Origin of the sequence: Flavobacterium sp. ov086, assembly GCF_900187965.1 — a bacterium.
Classification (GTDB): domain Bacteria; phylum Bacteroidota; class Bacteroidia; order Flavobacteriales; family Flavobacteriaceae; genus Flavobacterium.
Map to the genome: position 1 here is coordinate 15737 of NZ_FZNL01000019.1, position 20839 is coordinate 36575.

A 20839-nucleotide genomic window follows, 5' to 3' on the forward strand; every position below is an offset into this window, starting at 1 on the left:
GCTTAGTGTTTTTCTTAGTAACTGTTTTTATAATGTGATTTTTTTATAATTGGATCAAACCTAAATGATCAGATTATCCAAAAACGATAACAATATAATTATGATTTTATTAAAAGCCTATCAGTACTTTTTTTATAAATTGTACCGATTTTATGAAACGCCACTATATTCTAAATGGTGGAGGTTAAGGAAAATACACTAACAAATACATTTGAATTTATAACCTACATTGGAGGTGATGGATACACCGCACCAATAATAGCAAAAAGTGACGGAATAAATACTCCGATTTATTTATATTTACACAGAGATTATCAAGGGACAATTCTAGCAGTTACGGATGCCAATGGTGCATTAGTCGAAAAACGTTTGTTTGATGCCTGGGGAACCATTATAAAAGTACAAGACGGAGCTGGTAATACACTAGCCGGATTAACGGTATTAGACAGAGGATATACAGGACATGAACATTTGCAAAGTGTAGGTTTAATCAATATGAATGCAAGGCTTTATGACCCAATACTTCATAGATTTTTACAGGTAGATAATTACATACAAGATCCTACCAGTACTCAGAACTACAACCAGTATGGTTATGTCTTAAATAATCCATTATTATATAGTGATCCAAGTGGAAACACTTATCAGGATGGTAAAGATTGTGCAAACTGCGGATCATCTAATGAACTAAGTAATGGACAACAAACGTTAATAGGTGGTCTTATCTCGACTGTAGTAACCAATTGGGATGAATGGGGAATTAAAGATTGGGCAAACAAAAATATTAATGGTGATAAATTCAGTAAATGGTGGAAAAAGAAAGTAAGTTTTAATAATATGTTTGGAGGTGGAGGCAGTAATAAAAATTCTACACCTGCACCTGCACCAAATAGAAGTAGTTATGTAAGCTTAAATAATTCTTCATCTAATGGAATTGATTTACTTGGTGTATATCAATGGTACAATAGGAATACAACATTAAATTTTAAAGCTGATATTGGATTTGATTTCTTAAAATTTAAAGGATATCATTATGGTGTTCCTGAATTTGAAACGAGTTTTTTAGATAGTACTAATGCAGCAGCTACACCTGGACCTTTCGTTCTTTACCCAACTGGTGGTTCTAGTTTACCTGGTCTTTCAACTCATGAGCCTGGACATGTATTACAATATCGTAAATTAGGCCCTATTTTGTATTATGCAGCAATAGTAATACCAAGTATGTTACATGTGAATGATCCAACGACAAATGACCATTACCATGAAAAATCTGCCAATACTTTGTGGTATCTTTACACAGGCGAACATCATAAATCAAACCCAAGATATTTTTTTGACAAATGAAGAAACTAAAATATATATTTTTAACGCTAACTTTTATAATTCTAAGCTGTAATTATAAAAAAGACAAACTAAAAATTAAGAATAACTCTACAAAAGACATCTATTACCATATAATTCTCAAATACAGAGATGAGAATACATATTATGGACCAGCTGTTGGCGGTAAAATAAAACCTAATACTTATGATTCTCCAGGTATAAGAGGTACAATTTTACATGAAATGAATAAAAATTCTTATGATAAAACTTTGTATATTGTATATTTTAATGTTAAAGATAGGGACTACGTCTATAAAAACGAAAATACTATAATATTTAATAAAAACTTCTATGTTGATAAATATTTAATCAGAGAATTGGATAGTATGGACTGGATTATAAATTATCCTCGTGTTAATATCATTAAAAACAAATAAAAACACTTTAAAAGCTTTTAATCTTTTACTCCGCTCTCATAAGAATTCCTTATAAGAGCTGCACAAATGTCTAAATCTTTGCTCAATTCCAAACCATAAAAAAAGCCTTTCAAATGAATTTCTTCATAGAAAGGCTTTCTTGGGTATATAACTAATTCAACTATACTTCTGTAATTTCGAGAACGACGCTAGTTTCTACTTTAGACGAAGAAACTCGTAAACCAACATTCATTAGATAATCTCCGGTGAAGGATTCGCCGGATTCTTCGAGGGTTTTCTTTGCTTCGGGCATTCCGTTTATTTCTTCGACTTTGTAGGTTTTATTAGGATCTAAACCTTGAAAACGAACCGAATTATATTGCGGATCATAAAGCGGATGAAGTGTATAAGAGAACAATACAGCCTTACTTTTTGCCTCATTTACATACATTAATACAGCGCGACTTTCGTCATAAGGCGAGATCATTCGGTACATATCTCCGTGCCAGATTACGGGACTCAATCGCTTGTAATTGGCAACTGCATCCTGGCAATATTTTAGTTCTTTTTCTTTCAGTTCTTTTACATTAATATCAAAGCCTAATTTTCCCATCATCGCTACATCGGTTTTGAATTTGATCGACTGATTTCCCCATGATGTTACGTGATTGCAAATCGCAAAAGCCGGAAAAAACTGCGAATATCCCCATTGTATAAATACTCTATTAAAAGGATCTGTATTGTCACTTGCCCAGAATTCTGTAAAATATTTAAGGAAACCATAATCCGTTCTTCCTCCTCCACCTGCGCAAAGCATCATTGGTAAATTTGGATATTTGGTTTTAATTCGGTCCAGAACTTTATACAAACCGTTGGTATATTCAATGAATAAATGCGATTGCTGATTCTTCAAATAAGCCGAATAAGCATTGGTCATCATTCGGTTGCAATCCCATTTGAAAAACGCAACACCCGAATTTGTCTGCATAATATCGTCTACGGTTTTGAACACAAAATCCTGCACTTGTGGATTGCATAAGTCCAAAACCAATTGGGTACGATAATAACTCTCTGGTCTGTTTGGTAATTTCAAAACCCAATCCGGATGTTTTTCATACAATTGACTTTTAGGATTTACCATTTCCGGTTCAATCCAGATTCCGAATTTAACGCCTGTTTTTTCAGCTTCCTGCATTAGGAAACCCAAACCGTTTGGCAATTTCGTTTTAGTAGCCTGCCAATCTCCAAGACCGGATTTGTCGCCGCTTCTTGGATATTTGTTTCCAAACCAACCATCATCTAATAAAAACATGTCAACTCCCAATGTTTTTGCATCTGCAAACATGTCCGTCAATTTCTTTTCATCAAAATTGAAAAATGTAGTTTCCCAATTGTTTAATAAGGTCAAACGTGCTTTTTCTCCATCTTTAACACCGTATTTCCTCGCCCAAGTATGTAAGTTTCTACTCGCCTGCCCTTTTCCCTGATTTGAAAAAGTATAAATAAAAGACGGTGTTGTAAATATTTTTCCTGGTTCAAGACTATATTCTGAAGCAAATGGATTGATTCCTGAACTTATTCGGAGTGAATTTTTATTGTCTAATTCAAAAGCAAACTTAAAGTTTCCGGACCATGCAATTGTTCCCGCCACAAGTTCTCCCGAATTTTCATTGGCTTTTTCATTCAATGCTAAAAAGAAAACCGGCGTTTGGTACATATCCGTTCGAACTCCCAATTTTGAGTCTATTACTTTTGTTCCGCTGGTCAATTCGCTTTCCTGCATTCGAACTTCCTTTGCCCAATCTCCGTGAAATTGTGTCAACCAATAATGATCAGCATCAAAATGCAGCATTGACGACGCATAATTGTACAACATAACCGGCTTCTTTTCGTGATGCACAATTTCTGTCCATTGTTCAATCACATTTTCATTGTAAAAAGCTTTATAATGAAGCGTAACTTCAACGGGATATACCGGATCTTTTAGTTTTATAATAGTTTCAGTCGTATTAGCATCAATTTTTTCCATTTGATGACTTACATAATTTAATTCCAAAGACGGATTTCCATCATTGTGAGTCATTCGAATCGCCGATTCAAACAAATTTTCGGTTCCGTATGTTGGATATGCCTGATGCCTTAAATTAACTAATGGATTTCCGTCGTTTATAACAAATGATTTTGTGTTTTCTTTCGAAAGTAGACTATATCCTGAAGCATTTTCCAGTTTTTTTCCTAAATACGATTGATAAAGCAAGCCATTCTTAGCTGCTTTTAGAATCAAAGCGCTACTTTGAGTTTCAATCTTAATTTCTCCATCTTGTGCATTAGCTTTACAAAACAAGGTTGTAAGCGCTAACAGAAATATTATTCTTTTCATAAAAATTAGTTAGTAATAGTAAAGTGGTTGTTTCGTATTTGTAGTTTGTAAAATTTCTTTGGTATTAAAAAATCTTTTCTAAGTTAGAAATAGCTGATTTCCGTTTATCTAATTTAAAATTGGGGCTTACAATTGTATTTTAATATCTTTTGCCTAACGTTTAACAATCAATCCGCGACGATGAAAGTTAAGATTCGTACAAAATAATTTGAGCTATTATATTGTAGAATTCATAATAAAATGCAGAATATTTTCTATTTCTACTGTTTACTTATGAAAAATGAAATCCAAAAATATGACAATCCAATTTTTATTCATACCAGTCCCTACCGGTTTATTTTTTTATACTTTGAAAAAACACTAATTATTACAATCATAATTTGCGTTTAAAACAATGTAGAAATACCAAAATGAAGATCCCCTTTTTATACACTTTTAAAAGCAATTGATCAAAAAACGGAACCGAAAAAAGCAATAAAAATATTCGGTTAAAACAAAATCTTCAATGTCATTTTCTGTATTTCAAAATCAGTTATTAGGAGTTTATAAAGATTCAAAAATAAAAGAAAAATTATTTGGGCTCGTCCTTAATAAAAGCTATTGCATAAAAAGTTTGAAAGACATTAAAAAAATAAAAACTTCGTAGTATTTAATAAATTAAAAACGCAAAAAAAGAATATCAATAAATCATTAAAAAAAAGCATTTCTAAAAATGTTTAAATGGCATTTTTACCTCATCATTTTAATTCGGAAATATTCTGAAAAATACTATTCAAAAATTAGGGTAATTAATCTCCACAGAAAATAATCTCCAAAATTTTATCCAATCTTAAATTGGTTATAAAAAACCCTACCAGTGAATGTTATTTTAATATTTAATCAAAAAAAATCGTCCTTTCAGAAAATAATAAAGGTGTTTTTTACACTTTATTCGATGAAATACAATTTAATTCTCAATATGTATATCTCAAAAAGTTGTATGTAAAAATCGTTTTCGTGATTAGTATATTTATCAAAATAACTGTGTTTCTTATGATTTTGATATTTTATTATCTAAAAAACCAAAAACGGAGTTAAACCGAAGTTAATTTAAGCAAGCTTACTCTTACAGATCAATATCATTTCGTGACTGGTATGGTTTTTAAATTCAAATTCCCGGAAATGAAAACAAAATTTCTGCAAAAATTAATTTTGATACTATATTATCCACTTGTAAAATTTTAAAAAATCACTCTTTTTTAATCAAAAAAATAAAGGCAAAAATTCACGAAATACTATTCTGAGTTCTATTAAGCAATAAATCTGATCTTTTTGTCTCTTCAATTTACATTTAGATGTTTTTAATTACTCCAAAAATATCAGAAAAATACAATCTTATAGTCAGTTTTACAATATGTAAATTATATTCATATATTATCCACTTTATTTTTAATATTAATTTATTTTAGGCTAATTTTTTAAACATATCTCAAAAAACTGGTAGGCACTGGTATGGGACTAGTATAGAACATTTATACTTTTGAATCTCACATTTATCTCTTCTTCATAAACGATCTGCAAGTACTCCATGCATTTCTATTTGCTTTCTCTAAATGAGGGCGAGGGATAAAATGGGAGAAACTAGAGAATAAATTACTAACCAAAAACCATTATTTAGAAAATGAAATTATTAACCAAAGACAAACCAATAACCGATTGGCTTAATGCCGAAATCTGGAATGTTACCAAATTAACATCCGGACTTCTATTGGCTATGACCTTACAAGTTTCTGCCGCGACAGAAACTAAAGACAGCAAATTTTTCTTGAAGTTAAGTAACACTCCTATCACGGGGAGCAATGTAACAAGTACAAATTTGTCTATAACTGAGCTTACAAAAACAACAGGTGCAAGTATTTTATTTGCAGAGCAAAAAACGATTAAAGGTAAAGTAACGGGAACTAAAGGAGAACCGCTTCCTGGGGTGAATATCGTTATCAAAGGAACAAAAGTTGGCGTTACTACTGACTTCGATGGTAATTTTACAATCGACGTTCCAGACGGAAATAGTATTCTTGTTGTTTCATTTACAGGTTTTGTAACTAAGGAGGTTTCGGCTGCTAATGCGTCAGTTATTCAGCTTGAAGAACAAAATCAAACCTTAAACGAAGTTGTTGTTGTAGGATATGGTACTCAGAAAAAAGGTTCTACAACAGGAGCAATTGCGTCTGTTAAAGGTACTGTGCTAACAACGAATGCTTCTGCAAACGTTTCAAACGCTATTGCCGGGCGTATGTCTGGGGTAATTGCCAATAACCGTTCCGGAAGACCTGGTGATGATAGCTCGAGCCTTTTAATTAGGGGATTTAACTCTTTTGGAGGCGGCACAAGTCCTCTTGTAGTTGTAGATGGTATTCCGGATCGTGATTTAAACAGGATCAATCCCGATGATATTGAATCGGTTACGGTTTTGAAAGATGCATCGGCGGCAATTTATGGGGTTCGATCTGCAAATGGAGTAATCTTGGTTACTACCAAAAGAGGAAAAGTTGGTAAGCCAACAATCAAAGTTGATGGATCTTACGGAATTCAGCAATTAACAAGAATGGACGAAAAAGTCAATTCATGGCAATACATGACGTATTACAATGAACTAAATGCCCACAAAGGAATGTCGCTTCCATACACTCAGTCTGATATTGATAAATACAAAGCCGGAAATGACCCTAATTACACCAGTACAAACTGGCTTAAAGAAGTCTATAGAAAAGATGCACCGCAATCTACTGTTTCTATGTCGGTAAATGGTGGTACTGAACAAGTGAAATATTTCTTTTCAGGTCAGTATTTAAATCAGGAAAGTAATCTTAGAAATAGCGATGAACGATACAGGCAGTTCAATCTTAGATCGAATATTGATGTTAATATTTCGTCTAATTTCAAAGTAAACCTTGATATTGGTGTTCGCAGAGAAGACAGGGATTACCCGGCAGTAAGTATAACCAGTATTATGCATGAAACGGTGAGTATGTATCCTTTTATTCCGGCATATTGGAAAAATGGTTCTCCATCTTCAGGAATTGCAAACGGAAGAAACCCTATTTTAATGTCTTCTTCGGCTGCTGGTTATGACAAGGTTTTGAACTTAATCGTAAATCCAAAAATAGGATTCGAACTAAAATTACCAAAAATTACGCAAGGCTTGTCTTTAAGCGGATACGGTGCATTTGATTATAATGTTCGCAGTGAAAAGAAATTCACTAAACCATGGGATGCTTATTCTTATGATAAAGTAAATGACAGTTATAATAACGTAAAAAACAGTACAAGTATAACAAGTGTTTTGCAAAACGAGCAAATTACCAATCAAAATACGTACTTCTTAAAATTAGCTTACGATCGTAAATTTAACAAACATTCCTTTAATGCTTTTGTTGGTTATGAACAAACTACAACAGACAAAACAGAAACGATTGCTTATAGAAGAGATTTACTGAGCGATAAATTAGATCAGATTTTTACCGGAAGCACTAAAGGGCAAAATGCAAGTGGCAGCGCTTATCAGGACGGAAGAGAAAGTTACTTAGGAAGAGTCGCTTACAACTTTGATAACAAATATTTTGCTGAAGTTTCTGCTCGCTACAACGGATCATTCAATTTTCCTTCTGCTACGCGTTGGGGGTTATTTCCTTCAATATCCGGAGGTTGGAAAATATCTGAGGAAAACTTTTTCAAAAATAACATCAAAGCAATTGATCAGCTTAAAATAAGAGCTTCATGGGGGAAAATGGGGAATGATGACATGAGAGAAACAATCGACGGAAAGATAATTCTAAACCAATACCTTTTCCTTACAAGATACCAATTAATGACAGATCAACAGCTTTACAGCTATTTTGGTTCAGATTACATATTAAACAACAGTATTTATCTTTCTGCTTCTCCAAACCCTAATATTACCTGGGAAATTCAGGATTCTAAAAATATAGGATTTGATTTTGCATTTCTAAACAACAAATTGACAGCAACTTTTGACTATTTCAGTAATAAAAGATCTGATATTTTAACGGCAAGAAATGCATCTGTGCCTTTATATACAGGATTAGCGCTTCCTAAAGAAAATATTGGTGAAACGGTTAACAGAGGTACTGACTGGTCTGTAAATTATGCTGATATGACACATCAATTTAAATACAGCATTGGTTTTAATCTTACCTACGCTCAAAGTAAAGTTTTGTTTCGTGACGAAGCTCCTAATATTCCTCAATGGCAAAAATCAACCGGAAAAGCTATCGATTCCTGGTTAGTGTATCAAACAAATGGTATTTACCGTACACAGGCAGATGTTGATAATTCGGCTCATTTTGAAGGAGCAAAACCTGGAGATTTATGGGTAAAAGATACAGACGGTGATGGTAGTATAACTACTAATGATCAGGTTAGAATTCCAGAATCGGTTACGCCAAAAATTGCTTACGGTATTCCGATAAGAGCCGAGTACAGAGGATTCTCTATCGACATGCTTTGGACAGGACAATCAAAAGCAAAACAAATGATTCTTCCGCAAGCACAAGGAGCAATTGTAGCACCACCAACATGGTTGTACAACGACAGATATACTGCAGATAATCCTAATTCTAAATATCCTGTAGCATTCAATGATTCAGATAATAGAAACAATATTCCGGCTGACTTCTGGTTAAGAGACGCTTCTTTCTTTAGATTAAAATCATTGGAAGTATCTTATGTTTTACCTGAAGAATCACTTTCAAGATTTGGAGTATCAAACGTGAGGTTTTATGCCGGAGGAACAAACTTATTCTCTATCGACCACATGAAAAAGTACAACCTTGATCCTGAAACAGACAATAAAACAGGAGTAAATTATCCGCAAACTCGTATTTACAGAATAGGTGTAAGTATTCAATTATAATATCTTAACAAAAAAACAAAGATCAGGTTATGAAAAATCATAGAAACAATAAACTAATAAAAAAGATGGCATTCCTCCTTGCCTCTTTCATCACAATTATATCTTTTACTTCCTGTAGCGAAGATCCTCTGGACAAAGTTCCTTTGGATTCTTATACAGATGCATCAGTATGGACCGACTTGAAACTTGCTGAAGCTTTCGCAAATAATCTTTATACCGTATTACCCAGCACACAGCACAACTGGAATGACAGAACAAATAGAAGCTGGATCTTGTCTACGGCATGCGATGAAGCTTTTAATAATTTTAATGATTATGATATTTGGAACCTAAATTCAGGAGCTTTAACTCCGGACAATGCAGGAAATTTTGATGTCTGGAAACCTACTTATGCTACGATTCAAAATTGCAATATATTTTTATCCAGAATCGACGGAGTTCCGGGAGATGAAGCCACCCGCAGCAGATTAAAAGGCGAAGTGACATTTTTAAGAGCTTATGCTTATTTTAAATTAACAAGCGATTACGGAGGAGTTCCTTTAATTACTACACCGTTTGACCTGAACAGTAATTTTAAAGTGGATCGTAGCACGTATGATCAATGTGTTGATTTTATCGTAACAGAATTAGACAAATCAGCTGAGTTATTACCACTAACAACTTCCAGCCTTGGAAGAATTACAAAAGGTGCTGCGCTTGCCATCAAATCAAGAGTATTGCTTTATGCAGCAAGTCCACAATGGAATACTTCTAATGATATCAATAAATGGAAAAAAGCTTCTGATGCTGCAAAAGCCGTTATTGATTTGAATATTTATCAGCTTTATGATAAAAAATATGAAGATCTTTTTACGACTAATAATTCAGAAATTATTTGTTCCAGATTGTCCAGTAAAGATCCGCAATGGAGTGCTTTTAATGGTGTAGAAATGTTCAATTCGCCAAGCGGTTTTCACGGTTGGGCAAATTTTGCGCCAAGTCAAAGTCACATCGATGCTTACGGAACGGCAGACGGAAAAGATATTACAGATCCATCATCTGGATATAATCCTAAAAAACCATATGTAAACAGAGATCCACGTTTTTACAAAAATATAGTATACGACGGGCGTGCTTACGGAAAACCTGAGTTTTGCCAGGATCGTTATGATGCAGGAAGTTCCAATAAAGCTGAGTTTTATGAAGGCGGATTAGATTCTCCACAAGGATGGGATACGTGGAATGCCAGTAAAACACGTTACACTTTCCGTAAATATTGTGATACAACCTACAATTACAACAGCGAAACGCAAACCAATAAAGCATGGATTATTTCTCGCTTGGGCGAAATTTATCTTAACTATGCCGAAGCACAATTTAAACTTGGTAATGAAGGTACAGCAATTCAATATTTGAATTTAATCAGACAACGTGCAGGAATAACAGTTCCGTTAGCAGGTTTGACAGGAACTGCATTAGAAAATAAAATCCGTAATGAAAGACAAGTTGAATTATGTCTGGAAGGATTCCGTTATTACGATGTACGCCGTTGGAAAATTGCTGAAGAAACCGAGAATAAACCTTTGATGGGAGTGGTTATTACCAAAAATGGTGACGGATCAAAAACCTATACCTATACCAAAGTTCAGGATAGAATTTTCAAACCTCAACATTATTTATTGCCTATTCCGAGAGATGAAACTAATAGAACAAGTTTAGTTCAAAACCCGGGTTATAATTAAAATTAACCTTTCTGCTTTTTGCCCCAATCTTAAAGTATTACTTTAAAAATCTACTAAAACAGCAAACCTGCCATATTAATTGTGTGGGTTTGCTTTTAAAATTTTAGTTACAATCTTAAATAGAATACGAACTAAAAAACCTATTCATAAATAGAAAATAGCTGCATGAAAAACGGATTTATAATTATAGCTACCAATTGCTGTTTCTTTTTTAATGCATTTGGTCAAAACACAACAACATTCAAATCATCAGATTCTGCAATAGAACTTGCTTTTGATCGTGCAAAAACTATGGCTTTGAGTTATAAAGGAGATTCAAATGATCCTGTTGGACCTTGGTATGAAGCAGCACTTCCGTCAAGATCTGCTTTTTGTATGCGAGATGTATCCCATCAAAGTATTGGCGCAGAAATCCTCGGATTAAATAAAGAAAACAAGAACATGCTTTCTCTTTTTGCCCAAAACATTTCTGAAAACAAAGATTGGTGTTCCTATTGGGAAATCAATAAATACGAAAAACCCGCTCCTGAAGATTACAGAAACGATAAAGAATTCTGGTACAATCTAAACAGCAATTTTGATGTAATGTATGCTTGTTGGAGGTTATATTTATGGACTGGTGACGAAACTTATATCAAAAATCCTGAGTTTGAAAATTTCTTTGAGAAATCAGCAACCAACTATATCGAACGTTGGATGCTTGAAACAGATTCCTTACTAACAAGACCTGAATTTGTAAACAGTCCGGTTCCTTTTAATGCAAAAGATGATTTTCATAAATGCCGCGGACTTGCTTCCTATTCCGAAGGAATTCCGGGCTTAAAAATGGGCGTTGATTTAGTCGCTGCAATTTACCGCGGATTAAAAACCTATTCTTCTATTTTAAAACAAAAAGGAGATTTTCAGAAAGCTGAATTCTTCGAAAAAAAAGCAGCAAAATACCAACATCAAATCGAACAAATATGGTGGGATAATACTACCTCAACTTATAATGTAATTTATACCAGTGATGGAAAATTCAGTAAAGATGGCGGTGAACTTTTTCTATTATGGTTTGATGCTTTGACTGACGCAACCCGAACTAAAAAAACAATTGAACATATTATTTCTCAAAAAACCAATGTCGAAAGCTTATCCTATCTCCCTTTTTTACTTTACAAATATGGTTATGGAGATAAAGGCTACGAATATATTTCACATCTAACAGATCCCACAACAAAACGAAGGGAATATCCTGAAGTTTCATACGGTGTAATCGAAGGTATTGTTCACGGATATATGGGAATTGAACCTGATGCTACAACAAAAACAATTACTACTTTGTACCGCGGGAAAAACGATACAACATCTGAACTGGATAATTTGCCTGTTTTAAATACAGTGCTTTTTATAAAACAAGAAAACAAAAAAACAACGCTTCATAATAAAGGTAACAGTCCCATAAAATGGCAAGTTGTGTTCTCCGGAAATTATGATACGATATTTATAAACAATAAAAAAATTACCGCCAACCACAAGAAAGATGATAACGGGATTTCCTATACATTTGTTGATGTCCCTGTAAACTCGGGACAAAAAATAAATGCATCTCTCTAGTACTAAAGAGCAAGCAAAATATTTATCAAAAAAAACAACACAACAAACACTACCAAATACGATAGATAAAAAACTGTTGGCGGTAATTTTAACCTGTAGAAAAACAAAGTACACAGACTCAAAAAAAGACATTCTACTTACTAATTGTAAACTAAAAATAAATTTAATGAAGAGATCATTTCAGAAAAAACGAAAACATATTCTATTTGTCGTTGTCGCTTTTTGCTTCATCGCAGGCAAAACCTTTTCGCAAGAAGATCGCCGTTGGCAAATGGATCAGGATGGCTCTATTTCCTGGCAAATAAATAATAACATTCCGCATGACGATCATATCGAAATGAGCGGTAAAAAAATCTCCTGCGTTTTAAGATACGGAGTTGCTGCCGATGGTTCGTTTCATGCTACCCGCAGTTTGGTTTGGCCAATGCTTAGAACAATCCCTAATAATACGCATGCAAGTTTAACGCGCCAATTTTCACAAGATGCTTTTGATCTGATAACGGTAAATTATAAACCTATTACTGCAGAAAAAGTGGTTTCGCTAACCCTAAACGGAACTTTGCTTGTAAAAAGTAAGACCAATACGCTTGAATTAACAAGACAGTTTTTTCCGTCGACAACTTTGGCAGGTTATTGCGAAATTTACACTCTCAAAAACATTTCCGAAAAAACCTATGCAGTCGAAATTCCGAAATCAAATACAGTTTATACTACAGATCCGGCAAAAGGAACCGAAGGAAGTTATGATTTACATGTATACCTTTCTAATCCCGGAAATTTTAATCTTAAGGCAAATGAAACTATTAGCTTTTCGGTTTTCTATTCAGGCGTTAAAGCAAACGAGCAAACTCCTGTCGTAAATGTTGACGAGGAGAAAAACAAACGTCTGAAATTAATTCATGAAATCTGGGACAAACTTATCTTGGAAACACCTGATGAGGTTTTAAATACAGAATTTGCTTTCGCGAAAATCAGAGCTTCCGAAAGTATTTTTGAAACTAAAGGAGGTCCAATGCACGGTCCGGGAGGAGAATCGTATTATGCTGCTATTTGGGCAAATGATCAGGCAGAATATATTGGACCATTTTTCCCTTATTTAGGATATGAATATGGCAATCAGGCGTCATTAAATGCTTATTTGCAATTCGCCAAATTCATGAACAAAGAGTATAAACCAATCCCAAGTTCTATTGTAGCCGAAGGAACTGATATTTGGGCTGGAGCCGGAGATCGTGGCGATGGAGCAATGATTGCTTACGGAGCTTCGAGATATGCACTTTCAAGAGGAAATACAAATGAAGCCAAACAGCTTTGGCCTTTAATTGAATGGTGTTTAGAATATTGCCATAGAAAATTAAATGCTGATGGTGTTGTTGCGTCAGATTCTGATGAACTTGAAGGTCGTCTTCCTGCCGGAAAAGCCAATCTAAATACCTCATCTTTATATTATGATGCCCTTAACTCAACTGTATATCTTGGTGAAGCTCTAGGGAAAGATCAATCGCAACTTAAAGTGTACAAAGCTGAAGCTGAAAAATTAAAAATTGCCATTGAAAAATATTTTGGTGCCAAAGTAGAAGGTTTTGAAACCTACAAATACTATAAAGAAAACGATGTTCTAAGAGCCTGGATTTGCACCCCGCTTACTATGGGAATTTACGATAGAAAAGACGGAACTATAAATGCTTTGTTCTCACCAAGATTATGGACAAAAGATGGTCTTGCCAGTGTTGCAGGCGACAAAATATTCTGGGATCGTTCTACATTATATGCACTAAGAGGTGTATTGGCAGCAGGAGAAACTGATAAAGCGCTCGACTTTTTACATTATTATTCGAACCGTCGTTTATTGGGCGACCATGTTCCTTATCCTGTAGAAGCGTATCCTGAAGGAGATCAAAGACATCTTTCGGCTGAAAGCGGTTTGTATTGCAGGATTTTTACTGAAGGTTTATTTGGTATTCGCCCGACAGGTTTACACAGTTTCGATTTCACGCCGCGACTTCCTAAATCATGGCCTTCAATGAAGATGCGTCGTATCAATGCATTCGAAAAAGATTTTGATATTACCGTTGAAAGGGCTGATAAGAAACTAAAAATCACAATATCTGAGGGCAAAAAGATATTGGTCAACAAAGTAATTAAAGATGGAGATACGGTAAATATCAATCTTTAATATACTATTTAGTGTAGAAAACAGAAGGGATGAGCAATAATGCTCATCCTTATTTTATTTTGTTTCAAGAAAAATATCCCCATCAAAAATTTGTTCCCATGGGAACATTTCATCGGTAGAAAAAAAATGTTTACAGTTCAATATCGTCCCATCGGGACGTTTGGGTAAATTTCATATATGTTTTATTTATTAATGTCAGCAACCAAACGTTCCTACGCAACGAAAAAAAATGCGTCATTATTGGGATTACCGATGAATTGTTCCGATGGAACAAAAATTCTGTCTTACATTGAAAAGCTAAATAAACTTATTTATTTAGCTTTTTAAAACACGCTGCTAAAATTCTGATTTTTCAAAACCGTTTCAACTTCAGATTCCAGGTATTCGTATATTTTATTGTTTAAAAAATTTCCCATACTAATTCGTTTTACACCTGCATTTTGCAGCATATTAAAATCAGGAAGATCCGGCATACACATTACATTTACAGGAAGATTCGTTGCTTTTGTAAGAGCTTCTATATCTGCTGTTTTTATAACACAAGGAAAAAATAATCCCTGAACACCTGTTGTTTCATAAATACTTATTCTTCTCTTGGCTTCAGCCAAAGCATCGGGTAATCCAAGTAAAAAAACATCAGATCTAAGATTGATAAAGATTTCAATATTTTCTTTTGAAAGTTCTTCTGCCACAGCTTTAACTTTTTGAGCAAATATTTCTGCAGCAACAATCGTTCTTGCTCCTTGCTCCACCACAGAATCTTCGATGTTAATTCCCGAAACACCAATTTTGTACAGCTCTTTTATGTTGGCAACAATTTCTGCCGTAGTTTTTCCGTAACCCGCTTCTAAATCTACTGAAAGCGGCACTTTTGCTGTAGCAGCAATACGTTTTATAATAAACAGATATTCATCAAAACTCATTTCTTCACCATCAGCATATCCTAATGTTTCGGCAATTGCATAACTCGATGTTCCGATTGCTTTAAAACCCAAATTTTCCAGTTTCCCGGCACTTTGTACATTCCATACATTACCAATCAACAATGGCTCAGACTGAGTATGTAATTCTTTAAATTTTTGAAAATTATTTTTCATATAATTAAATAATAGTAATTTACTTTTTTTATTAGTAATCCAACCTGCAAGGTTTTTTTCAACCTTGTAGGTTTAACTAGTGACATTCAAAAACTTGAAAAAAAATATAGATTTTGAATATATTAAATACCTACAAGGTTGAAAAAAACCTTGCAGGAATCACCGTTGCACATAATTTCGAAAAACCCTTTTCGGAATTATAAATCAGTTTCTTTAATCTCCGAAATCACAATATCATCAACATCGAGCGCATTAAGAAAATCTGTTGCATCAAAGGCTTCTCCTAATGTTGTAACACCTTGTTTTTGTATTCTTCCTGTCAAAATTCTTTTTAAAGCTTCAACAATTAAAGGTGCGGTTACAGCATAAATATCAATTCCCTGAGCTGTAATTGTTCTTTGTTTATTGCCTTTTACCGCTACGACTTCCATACAAAAAATCTGTGATGATCTATTCTTTTTATCGGCTGCTTTAGGTTCCGGAGTTTCCTCGTTTCTTATATCTGTCAAAGAATTTTGACTCAGATAGGTATTAATTGTGTTGACATTTATATGACGTGAAATTGTAATGATTTCCGAAAGCGGAACAGTCACGACTTGCTGTGTCGATATTGGATCCGGAAACTCCCAGGTTTTTGATTTAACTTCCAGAACCGGTTGCAAGCGATGGTCTTCAAACATAAATCTTTGATAATGATTTCGCTCACCTGTCAAACGAGTTCCTTTTGTTGGATGCCAGGAATCCAGACCAATATAGCTTGAAATTTCATCTACTTTATCCCAATCTTTAGTAAGTGTTGTGCTTAATAAATCTCCCAATCCGCCATAAAATGCAGCAGCGGGAATTATGGTTACATTGGCACTTTTTGCCTCTTCAGAAAATTGTTCAAAAATGTCCAGAACCGCTTTTTGTTCTGCGCTCACATCAAGATAATGTTTACCTAATCGTATCGCAGATTTAATTATTGGCTCTGCTGTATCTAAAAACGGACCGGCACAGTTTACTATTATTTCTGCATCGGCGAAAGCCTTATCCAAAGTTTCAGGACTATTAATGTCGGCTACTTTTGTTATTAAATCCGAATATTCATTACTTAAAGCATTCAACTTATCAGCATCTCTCCCACTCAATATAGGTCTGTAACCTTGTTGGTAAAGCTGAGCAACCAAAAATTTTCCTGTGTGCCCGTAAGCACCATATATTACAATCTTGTTTTCCATAAATGGGGATTTTGGTGTTTTTTATTGTTAGTTAATGTATTTTATAATTTACGGTTACTGCTAAAAGAATCTCTGAACATTTTCCAGCCTTCGGGAGCTTTTTTCCAAAGTACCAGAAATTTACCGTCATCAAACAATTCTCCTTTTGCATTAAAAGACTGCCAAAGACCTTCTTCGGTCACGTATTCAATTCCGTCACCATATACGGCTGTTGTTATGAATTTACCATTTCTCATGCCATAGCTATCATAAGCCGCCCTAAAGAATTTTGCTGCAGCTTCAGGACCACACATTCGTACTGCATTTGGCGCCATAATACAAGCATCTTTTGCGTAACGATTGATAAAAATTGAAGAGTCATTTTTTACGAATGATTCAAAGTAAATGGCATTACTTTCGGCGATTGCTTTTTTAGCTTCTTCTAAACCTATATTCTGAATTTCTTTTTTTTGATCCTTGCAAGACAATAGCATCGCAAGAACAAGTGCTGAGATAAATAATTTGTTGTGCATGATAATTATTGTTAATGTTATAGTACAAAATTCAGCTTATGCAGATAAAGAAGTGGTGATGTATGTCACTTTTTTAAAACAGACAAATTATTTTTTCAAACGGCTCAATGTTTCTCTTGATACACCTAAGTAAGCCGCTAATTTTCTTTTAGAAATTCTTTGTATCAAATCAGGATACTCTTTGAGTAAGAGATTAAACCTCTCTGTTGCATCGTTGGTCATGTAGGTCAACAACCTTTTTTGTTGTTTTACAAAACTGTCATTGGCTTTTTTACGAAAAAAATGTTCCATCTTCGGAATGGCTAAACATAGTTTTTCCCTTTCCTCAAATGAAATCGAAATCAATTCTGTCTGCTCGAGGCAAACAATATCAAAAATGGCTGTGGATTGATTATAAAAAGCCTGCTGATCTGTAATCCAGCAGCCTTCATTGGCAAATTGCATAATATGCTCTTTGCCTGCATTGTCTATATAGTTAGACACGGCTAAGCCTTTAGAGACCCAATAAGTGTGGTTTACTTTATCGCCCAATTTTACAAGGTTATCTCCTTTTTTAAAGATAACCTTTGCAAAATAAGGTATTATATCTTCAAATTCTTTTTCTGTAATAGAAGAGAATTTTGCAATGTGTTTATAAAAAATGTGAAATTCAGAAGTCTCGTTCAACTTTCTATATTTTAGCTATTTGGATAATTCAGTTATGCTGCAAGAAATTTAGCACTAAAATAAGTTCATTTTTCGGATTAGCCAAATCTTCCAAATACAAATCTAAATCTCCATTAAATCAAACATTTAAATCCATTTTAATAGCTTAATAAATGCTACTCTCTGGATACAAATATTATAAATCAATTTTGAGCACGAATTGGTACTAATTTTAATAGGCTAGTTTGTGAAATTAATTTCACAAACAAATTAGTGGCAATTCGTGCAACTCGTGTTATTTTCTATCCTTGTATCCATACGGTAGAATAAATGTGTGTTTTTACCCGAAAACATTCACTCCTTTTCCGGTAGTTATCAAACTAAATAAGCTTTCTACTATAAGTTTACTCCAGGCATTTGAACAATCACCATAACACTCAAATTCAGGAACCAAACCTAAATGACTAAAACGGACTTGCGTTTTATTATTTACTTCAGAGATTTCGAATACAATTTTTGTTCCCGTCCATTCACTTTGGTCTTTCACAAAACTTAGTTTACTATCTGTAATAAGCCACTCGATTTTCTCGTTTGGAATAAACTCAATTATTTTTTGTTTCGAAAAATGAATACCCGGAACACTATAACTAAATTCGTCATTTAGCGCATCTGTATTTCCTTCTATTTCGCCTTGCCACCAACCTCGAACGTCATTGATAGCATTAAAAACTTCTTCTTTAGAATTATCGACCAAGATTGTGGTACTAAAATTTGATGTTGCCATTTTGTTGTTTTTTAATATTATTTAAGCAATCGCAATTGCCCTAAATGGTATTGCAAATGCGATGTTCTTGTTACTACAATATTCAATTTATTGCGATGTGGTTCTTTCTCAAAATCTTCGGCATTTACGGCTGTATGTTTTTCGAACCATTCTTCCGGTTTTAGTTTATCAAATTTTTGTTTTATTGCCTCAGATTGTTTTGCCCAAAAAGTTCGTAATTCTGATGCAGTTGGCAGTTTTTCGACAGTTTTATCCGGAGATTTTATAAATGGTTCATTTAATTCAGGATATAATTTGTCGCCCATATCCAATAGAATTAACAAATCATCATGAACCGCAATAAGGTGCCCTAACAAATAAATACCTCTGTTTTTTCCCGGAGCAATTTCTTTTTGCAAAGTTTCGTCTGTTAACGAACTTAATAATGTGTCACAATTTTCTATAGATGCGTACCATCTGTCCAATATCATTTTTACGAATAATGTCGGTGTTACTGTTGTTACTGTTGCTGTTGTCATTTTTTTTAGTTTTTAATAGTTGTAAAATTTATAATAGTTTTTTGTTGGTATTTCAGGTATTTTTTGAATCATATACATAAATCTGAACCTCATCATCGCTTGCAAAAATCCTTCTGTCAACTGCACATTGCTGTCCTATATCTGACTTAAAAGATTCCATCATAATTTCAAGTGAATCAAAATACAAATTGGCTACACGATAAACGTCATTATGTCCTGTAAGCGAAACAATTGGTCCATTATTGATTTCATATTTTAGTAATCCCGGTAATTGTTTTGCAAGTGGAATATGTACTTCAAAATAATGCTTTTCAAAAAATTCCTTATCTTTTGGTGTGATGTAAATCACGGTCATTTTTGCCATGGTGGTTTTTTGCTTAAATTATTCATAAATAGCTCTCTTTGAATTTACTACTGTAAAATTATCATCTAATATCCATATTCATAGGGTGTTAATCAGACATTGTATGGGGTAGTTTTGGACAAAAACATTTCTTATCTTTACCTATAAAAAAAAGCGATGAAACATCTTACCATTATAGTTCCCAATGGAGATAATAATCTTCCGAGTATTACGGGCGCTTACGAAATCTTTTGTAGAGCAAATGCCTACAATAAGGCAAATGGCAAAAAAGAGTTGTTTAATATACAATTGGCCGGAATTTCTGCAGAAATAGATTTTAATGGCGGATTATTTACCGTCAGGCCACATCTCAATATATCGGAAATTTCTAAAACGGACCTTATCATTATACCTTCATTAAATCATAATTATAATGTAGCATTAAAAGATAATGAGCAATTGTTGCCATGGTTAGAAAAGCAATATCATAACGGTGCCGAAATTGCAACCATTTGTACAGGCGCATTTGTACTCGCCGCTTCTGGATTACTGGACGGAAAAAGCTGCTCTACACATTGGTCTGTTACCGAAAATTTCAAATTAATGTTCCCGAAAGTGAATTTACAGATCGATGAATTGATTACCGATGAAAAAGGAATTTATACCAATGGCGGAGCTTATTCATTTTTGAATCTGATGATTTATCTAATTGAGAAATACTTCGATAGAAATACCGCTATTTATTGTTCGAAAGTTTTTCAGATCGAAATGAACAGAAATACGCAGTCTCAATTTGCCATTTTTACAGGTCAAAAAAAGCATGATGACGAAATGGTACAACTAGCACAATTGTACATCGAAAAGAATTTAGAAGAAAAAATATCCATTGGAGAATTATCCTCAAAATTTAATGTGGGAAGAAGAAATTTTGATCGAAGATTTATAAAAGCTACCGGAAATACTCCAATTGAATATTCTCAAAGAGTAAAAATAGAAGCCGCAAAAAAAGCATTTGAAACTAACCGGAAAACAATTAATGAAGTTATGTACGAAGTTGGTTATTCTGATGTAAAAGCATTTCGGGAAGTGTTTCGAAAAATCACAGGCATGTCTCCATTAGAATATAAAAGAAAATACCATAAAGATGTGCTTCTGAGTGCTTAGTTTCTTTGATCCCAATTTTAAGATTTTATATC

General features: G+C 33.8%; 15 protein-coding genes. 7 read left to right on the plus strand and 8 right to left on the minus strand.

Annotation, left to right across the window (positions count from 1 at the left end; all coding sequences use genetic code 11):
- Positions 1–174 precede the first annotated feature (174 nt).
- Both CHB81_RS18850 and CHB81_RS18855 read left to right on the plus strand, forming a co-directional pair.
- A complete protein-coding gene (locus tag CHB81_RS18850) occupies positions 175–1344 on the plus strand; it encodes an RHS repeat domain-containing protein (RefSeq protein ID WP_089353394.1) in 1170 nt (389 codons plus the stop codon).
- Complete coding sequence (locus CHB81_RS18855) at positions 1341–1760, plus strand: hypothetical protein (protein WP_089353395.1); 420 nt, start codon at positions 1341–1343, stop codon at positions 1758–1760. Before CHB81_RS18850 ends, CHB81_RS18855 begins: the two co-directional genes overlap by 4 nt.
- A gap of 160 nt (positions 1761–1920) precedes the next feature.
- On the opposite strand, the gene CHB81_RS18860 is transcribed toward CHB81_RS18855, so the two are convergent.
- Complete coding sequence (locus tag CHB81_RS18860; protein WP_089353396.1) at positions 1921–4119, minus strand: alpha-galactosidase; 2199 nt, start codon at positions 4117–4119, stop codon at positions 1921–1923.
- Between the two features lie 1660 nt (positions 4120–5779).
- Between CHB81_RS18860 and CHB81_RS18865 the strand changes: the two genes are divergently transcribed.
- The 4 genes from CHB81_RS18865 to CHB81_RS18880 all read left to right on the plus strand — a co-directional run bounded on the left by CHB81_RS18865 (position 5780) and on the right by CHB81_RS18880 (position 14524).
- Entirely contained in the window at positions 5780–9031 is a 3252-nt protein-coding gene (locus CHB81_RS18865; protein ID WP_089353397.1) for a TonB-dependent receptor, read from the plus strand.
- Positions 9032–9096: 65 nt separating this feature from the next.
- Positions 9097–10752, plus strand: coding sequence for a RagB/SusD family nutrient uptake outer membrane protein (locus tag CHB81_RS18870; protein ID WP_176427549.1), 1656 nt, complete (start codon positions 9097–9099; stop codon positions 10750–10752).
- A 165-nt stretch (positions 10753–10917) separates the two neighbouring features.
- Positions 10918–12348: a hypothetical protein gene (locus tag CHB81_RS18875; protein WP_089353399.1), complete on the plus strand. Its 1431-nt coding sequence runs from the start codon at positions 10918–10920 to the stop codon at positions 12346–12348.
- Between the two features lie 166 nt (positions 12349–12514).
- Entirely contained in the window at positions 12515–14524 is a 2010-nt protein-coding gene (locus tag CHB81_RS18880; protein WP_089353497.1) for a hypothetical protein, read from the plus strand.
- Positions 14525–14847: 323 nt separating this feature from the next.
- Here the strand turns inward: CHB81_RS18880 and CHB81_RS18885 are convergent, their stop codons facing one another.
- The 7 genes from CHB81_RS18885 to CHB81_RS18915 all read right to left on the minus strand — a co-directional run bounded on the left by CHB81_RS18885 (position 14848) and on the right by CHB81_RS18915 (position 19664).
- The gene (locus tag CHB81_RS18885; RefSeq protein ID WP_089353400.1) at positions 14848–15621 is read right to left on the minus strand and encodes an isocitrate lyase/phosphoenolpyruvate mutase family protein; all 774 of its coding nucleotides are present in this window, start codon (positions 15619–15621) and stop codon (positions 14848–14850) included.
- 197 nt (positions 15622–15818) lie between these two features.
- Complete coding sequence (locus CHB81_RS18890; protein ID WP_089353401.1) at positions 15819–16841, minus strand: trans-acting enoyl reductase family protein; 1023 nt, start codon at positions 16839–16841, stop codon at positions 15819–15821.
- 41 nt (positions 16842–16882) lie between these two features.
- A complete protein-coding gene (locus CHB81_RS18895) occupies positions 16883–17353 on the minus strand; it encodes a DUF4440 domain-containing protein (protein ID WP_089353402.1) in 471 nt (156 codons plus the stop codon).
- Between the two features lie 87 nt (positions 17354–17440).
- Positions 17441–18019 (minus strand): Crp/Fnr family transcriptional regulator, encoded by a 579-nt coding sequence (locus tag CHB81_RS18900; protein WP_089353403.1) that lies wholly within the window; start codon positions 18017–18019, stop codon positions 17441–17443.
- 319 nt (positions 18020–18338) lie between these two features.
- Complete coding sequence (locus CHB81_RS18905) at positions 18339–18782, minus strand: ATPase (RefSeq protein ID WP_089353404.1); 444 nt, start codon at positions 18780–18782, stop codon at positions 18339–18341.
- A 17-nt stretch (positions 18783–18799) separates the two neighbouring features.
- Positions 18800–19300 carry a DinB family protein gene (locus tag CHB81_RS18910; RefSeq protein WP_089353405.1) on the minus strand — a complete coding sequence of 167 codons (501 nt, stop codon included), beginning with the start codon at positions 19298–19300 and terminating at the stop codon, positions 18800–18802.
- 52 nt (positions 19301–19352) lie between these two features.
- Positions 19353–19664 (minus strand): EthD family reductase, encoded by a 312-nt coding sequence (locus CHB81_RS18915; protein WP_089353406.1) that lies wholly within the window; start codon positions 19662–19664, stop codon positions 19353–19355.
- A 156-nt stretch (positions 19665–19820) separates the two neighbouring features.
- Between CHB81_RS18915 and CHB81_RS18920 the strand changes: the two genes are divergently transcribed.
- Complete coding sequence (locus tag CHB81_RS18920; protein ID WP_089353407.1) at positions 19821–20807, plus strand: GlxA family transcriptional regulator; 987 nt, start codon at positions 19821–19823, stop codon at positions 20805–20807.
- Positions 20808–20839: the final 32 nt, after the last annotated feature.

What these genes read in the sequence shown, in the direction of transcription:
- CHB81_RS18920 (WP_089353407.1), top strand. Translation starts at nt 19,821, where the DNA reads ATGAAACATCTTACCATTATAGTTCCCAATGGAGATAATAATCTTCCG.
- CHB81_RS18870 (WP_176427549.1), top strand. Translation starts at nt 9,097, where the DNA reads ATGGCATTCCTCCTTGCCTCTTTCATCACAATTATATCTTTTACTTCC.
- CHB81_RS18875 (WP_089353399.1), top strand. Translation starts at nt 10,918, where the DNA reads ATGAAAAACGGATTTATAATTATAGCTACCAATTGCTGTTTCTTTTTT.
- CHB81_RS18895 (WP_089353402.1), bottom strand. Translation starts at nt 17,353, where the DNA reads ATGCACAACAAATTATTTATCTCAGCACTTGTTCTTGCGATGCTATTG.
- CHB81_RS18880 (WP_089353497.1), top strand. Translation starts at nt 12,515, where the DNA reads ATGAAGAGATCATTTCAGAAAAAACGAAAACATATTCTATTTGTCGTT.
- CHB81_RS18910 (WP_089353405.1), bottom strand. Translation starts at nt 19,300, where the DNA reads ATGACAACAGCAACAGTAACAACAGTAACACCGACATTATTCGTAAAA.
- CHB81_RS18890 (WP_089353401.1), bottom strand. Translation starts at nt 16,841, where the DNA reads ATGGAAAACAAGATTGTAATATATGGTGCTTACGGGCACACAGGAAAA.
- CHB81_RS18915 (WP_089353406.1), bottom strand. Translation starts at nt 19,664, where the DNA reads ATGGCAAAAATGACCGTGATTTACATCACACCAAAAGATAAGGAATTT.
- CHB81_RS18885 (WP_089353400.1), bottom strand. Translation starts at nt 15,621, where the DNA reads ATGAAAAATAATTTTCAAAAATTTAAAGAATTACATACTCAGTCTGAG.
- CHB81_RS18850 (WP_089353394.1), top strand. Translation starts at nt 175, where the DNA reads ATGGTGGAGGTTAAGGAAAATACACTAACAAATACATTTGAATTTATA.
- CHB81_RS18865 (WP_089353397.1), top strand. Translation starts at nt 5,780, where the DNA reads ATGAAATTATTAACCAAAGACAAACCAATAACCGATTGGCTTAATGCC.
- CHB81_RS18905 (WP_089353404.1), bottom strand. Translation starts at nt 18,782, where the DNA reads ATGGCAACATCAAATTTTAGTACCACAATCTTGGTCGATAATTCTAAA.
- CHB81_RS18860 (WP_089353396.1), bottom strand. Translation starts at nt 4,119, where the DNA reads ATGAAAAGAATAATATTTCTGTTAGCGCTTACAACCTTGTTTTGTAAA.
- CHB81_RS18855 (WP_089353395.1), top strand. Translation starts at nt 1,341, where the DNA reads ATGAAGAAACTAAAATATATATTTTTAACGCTAACTTTTATAATTCTA.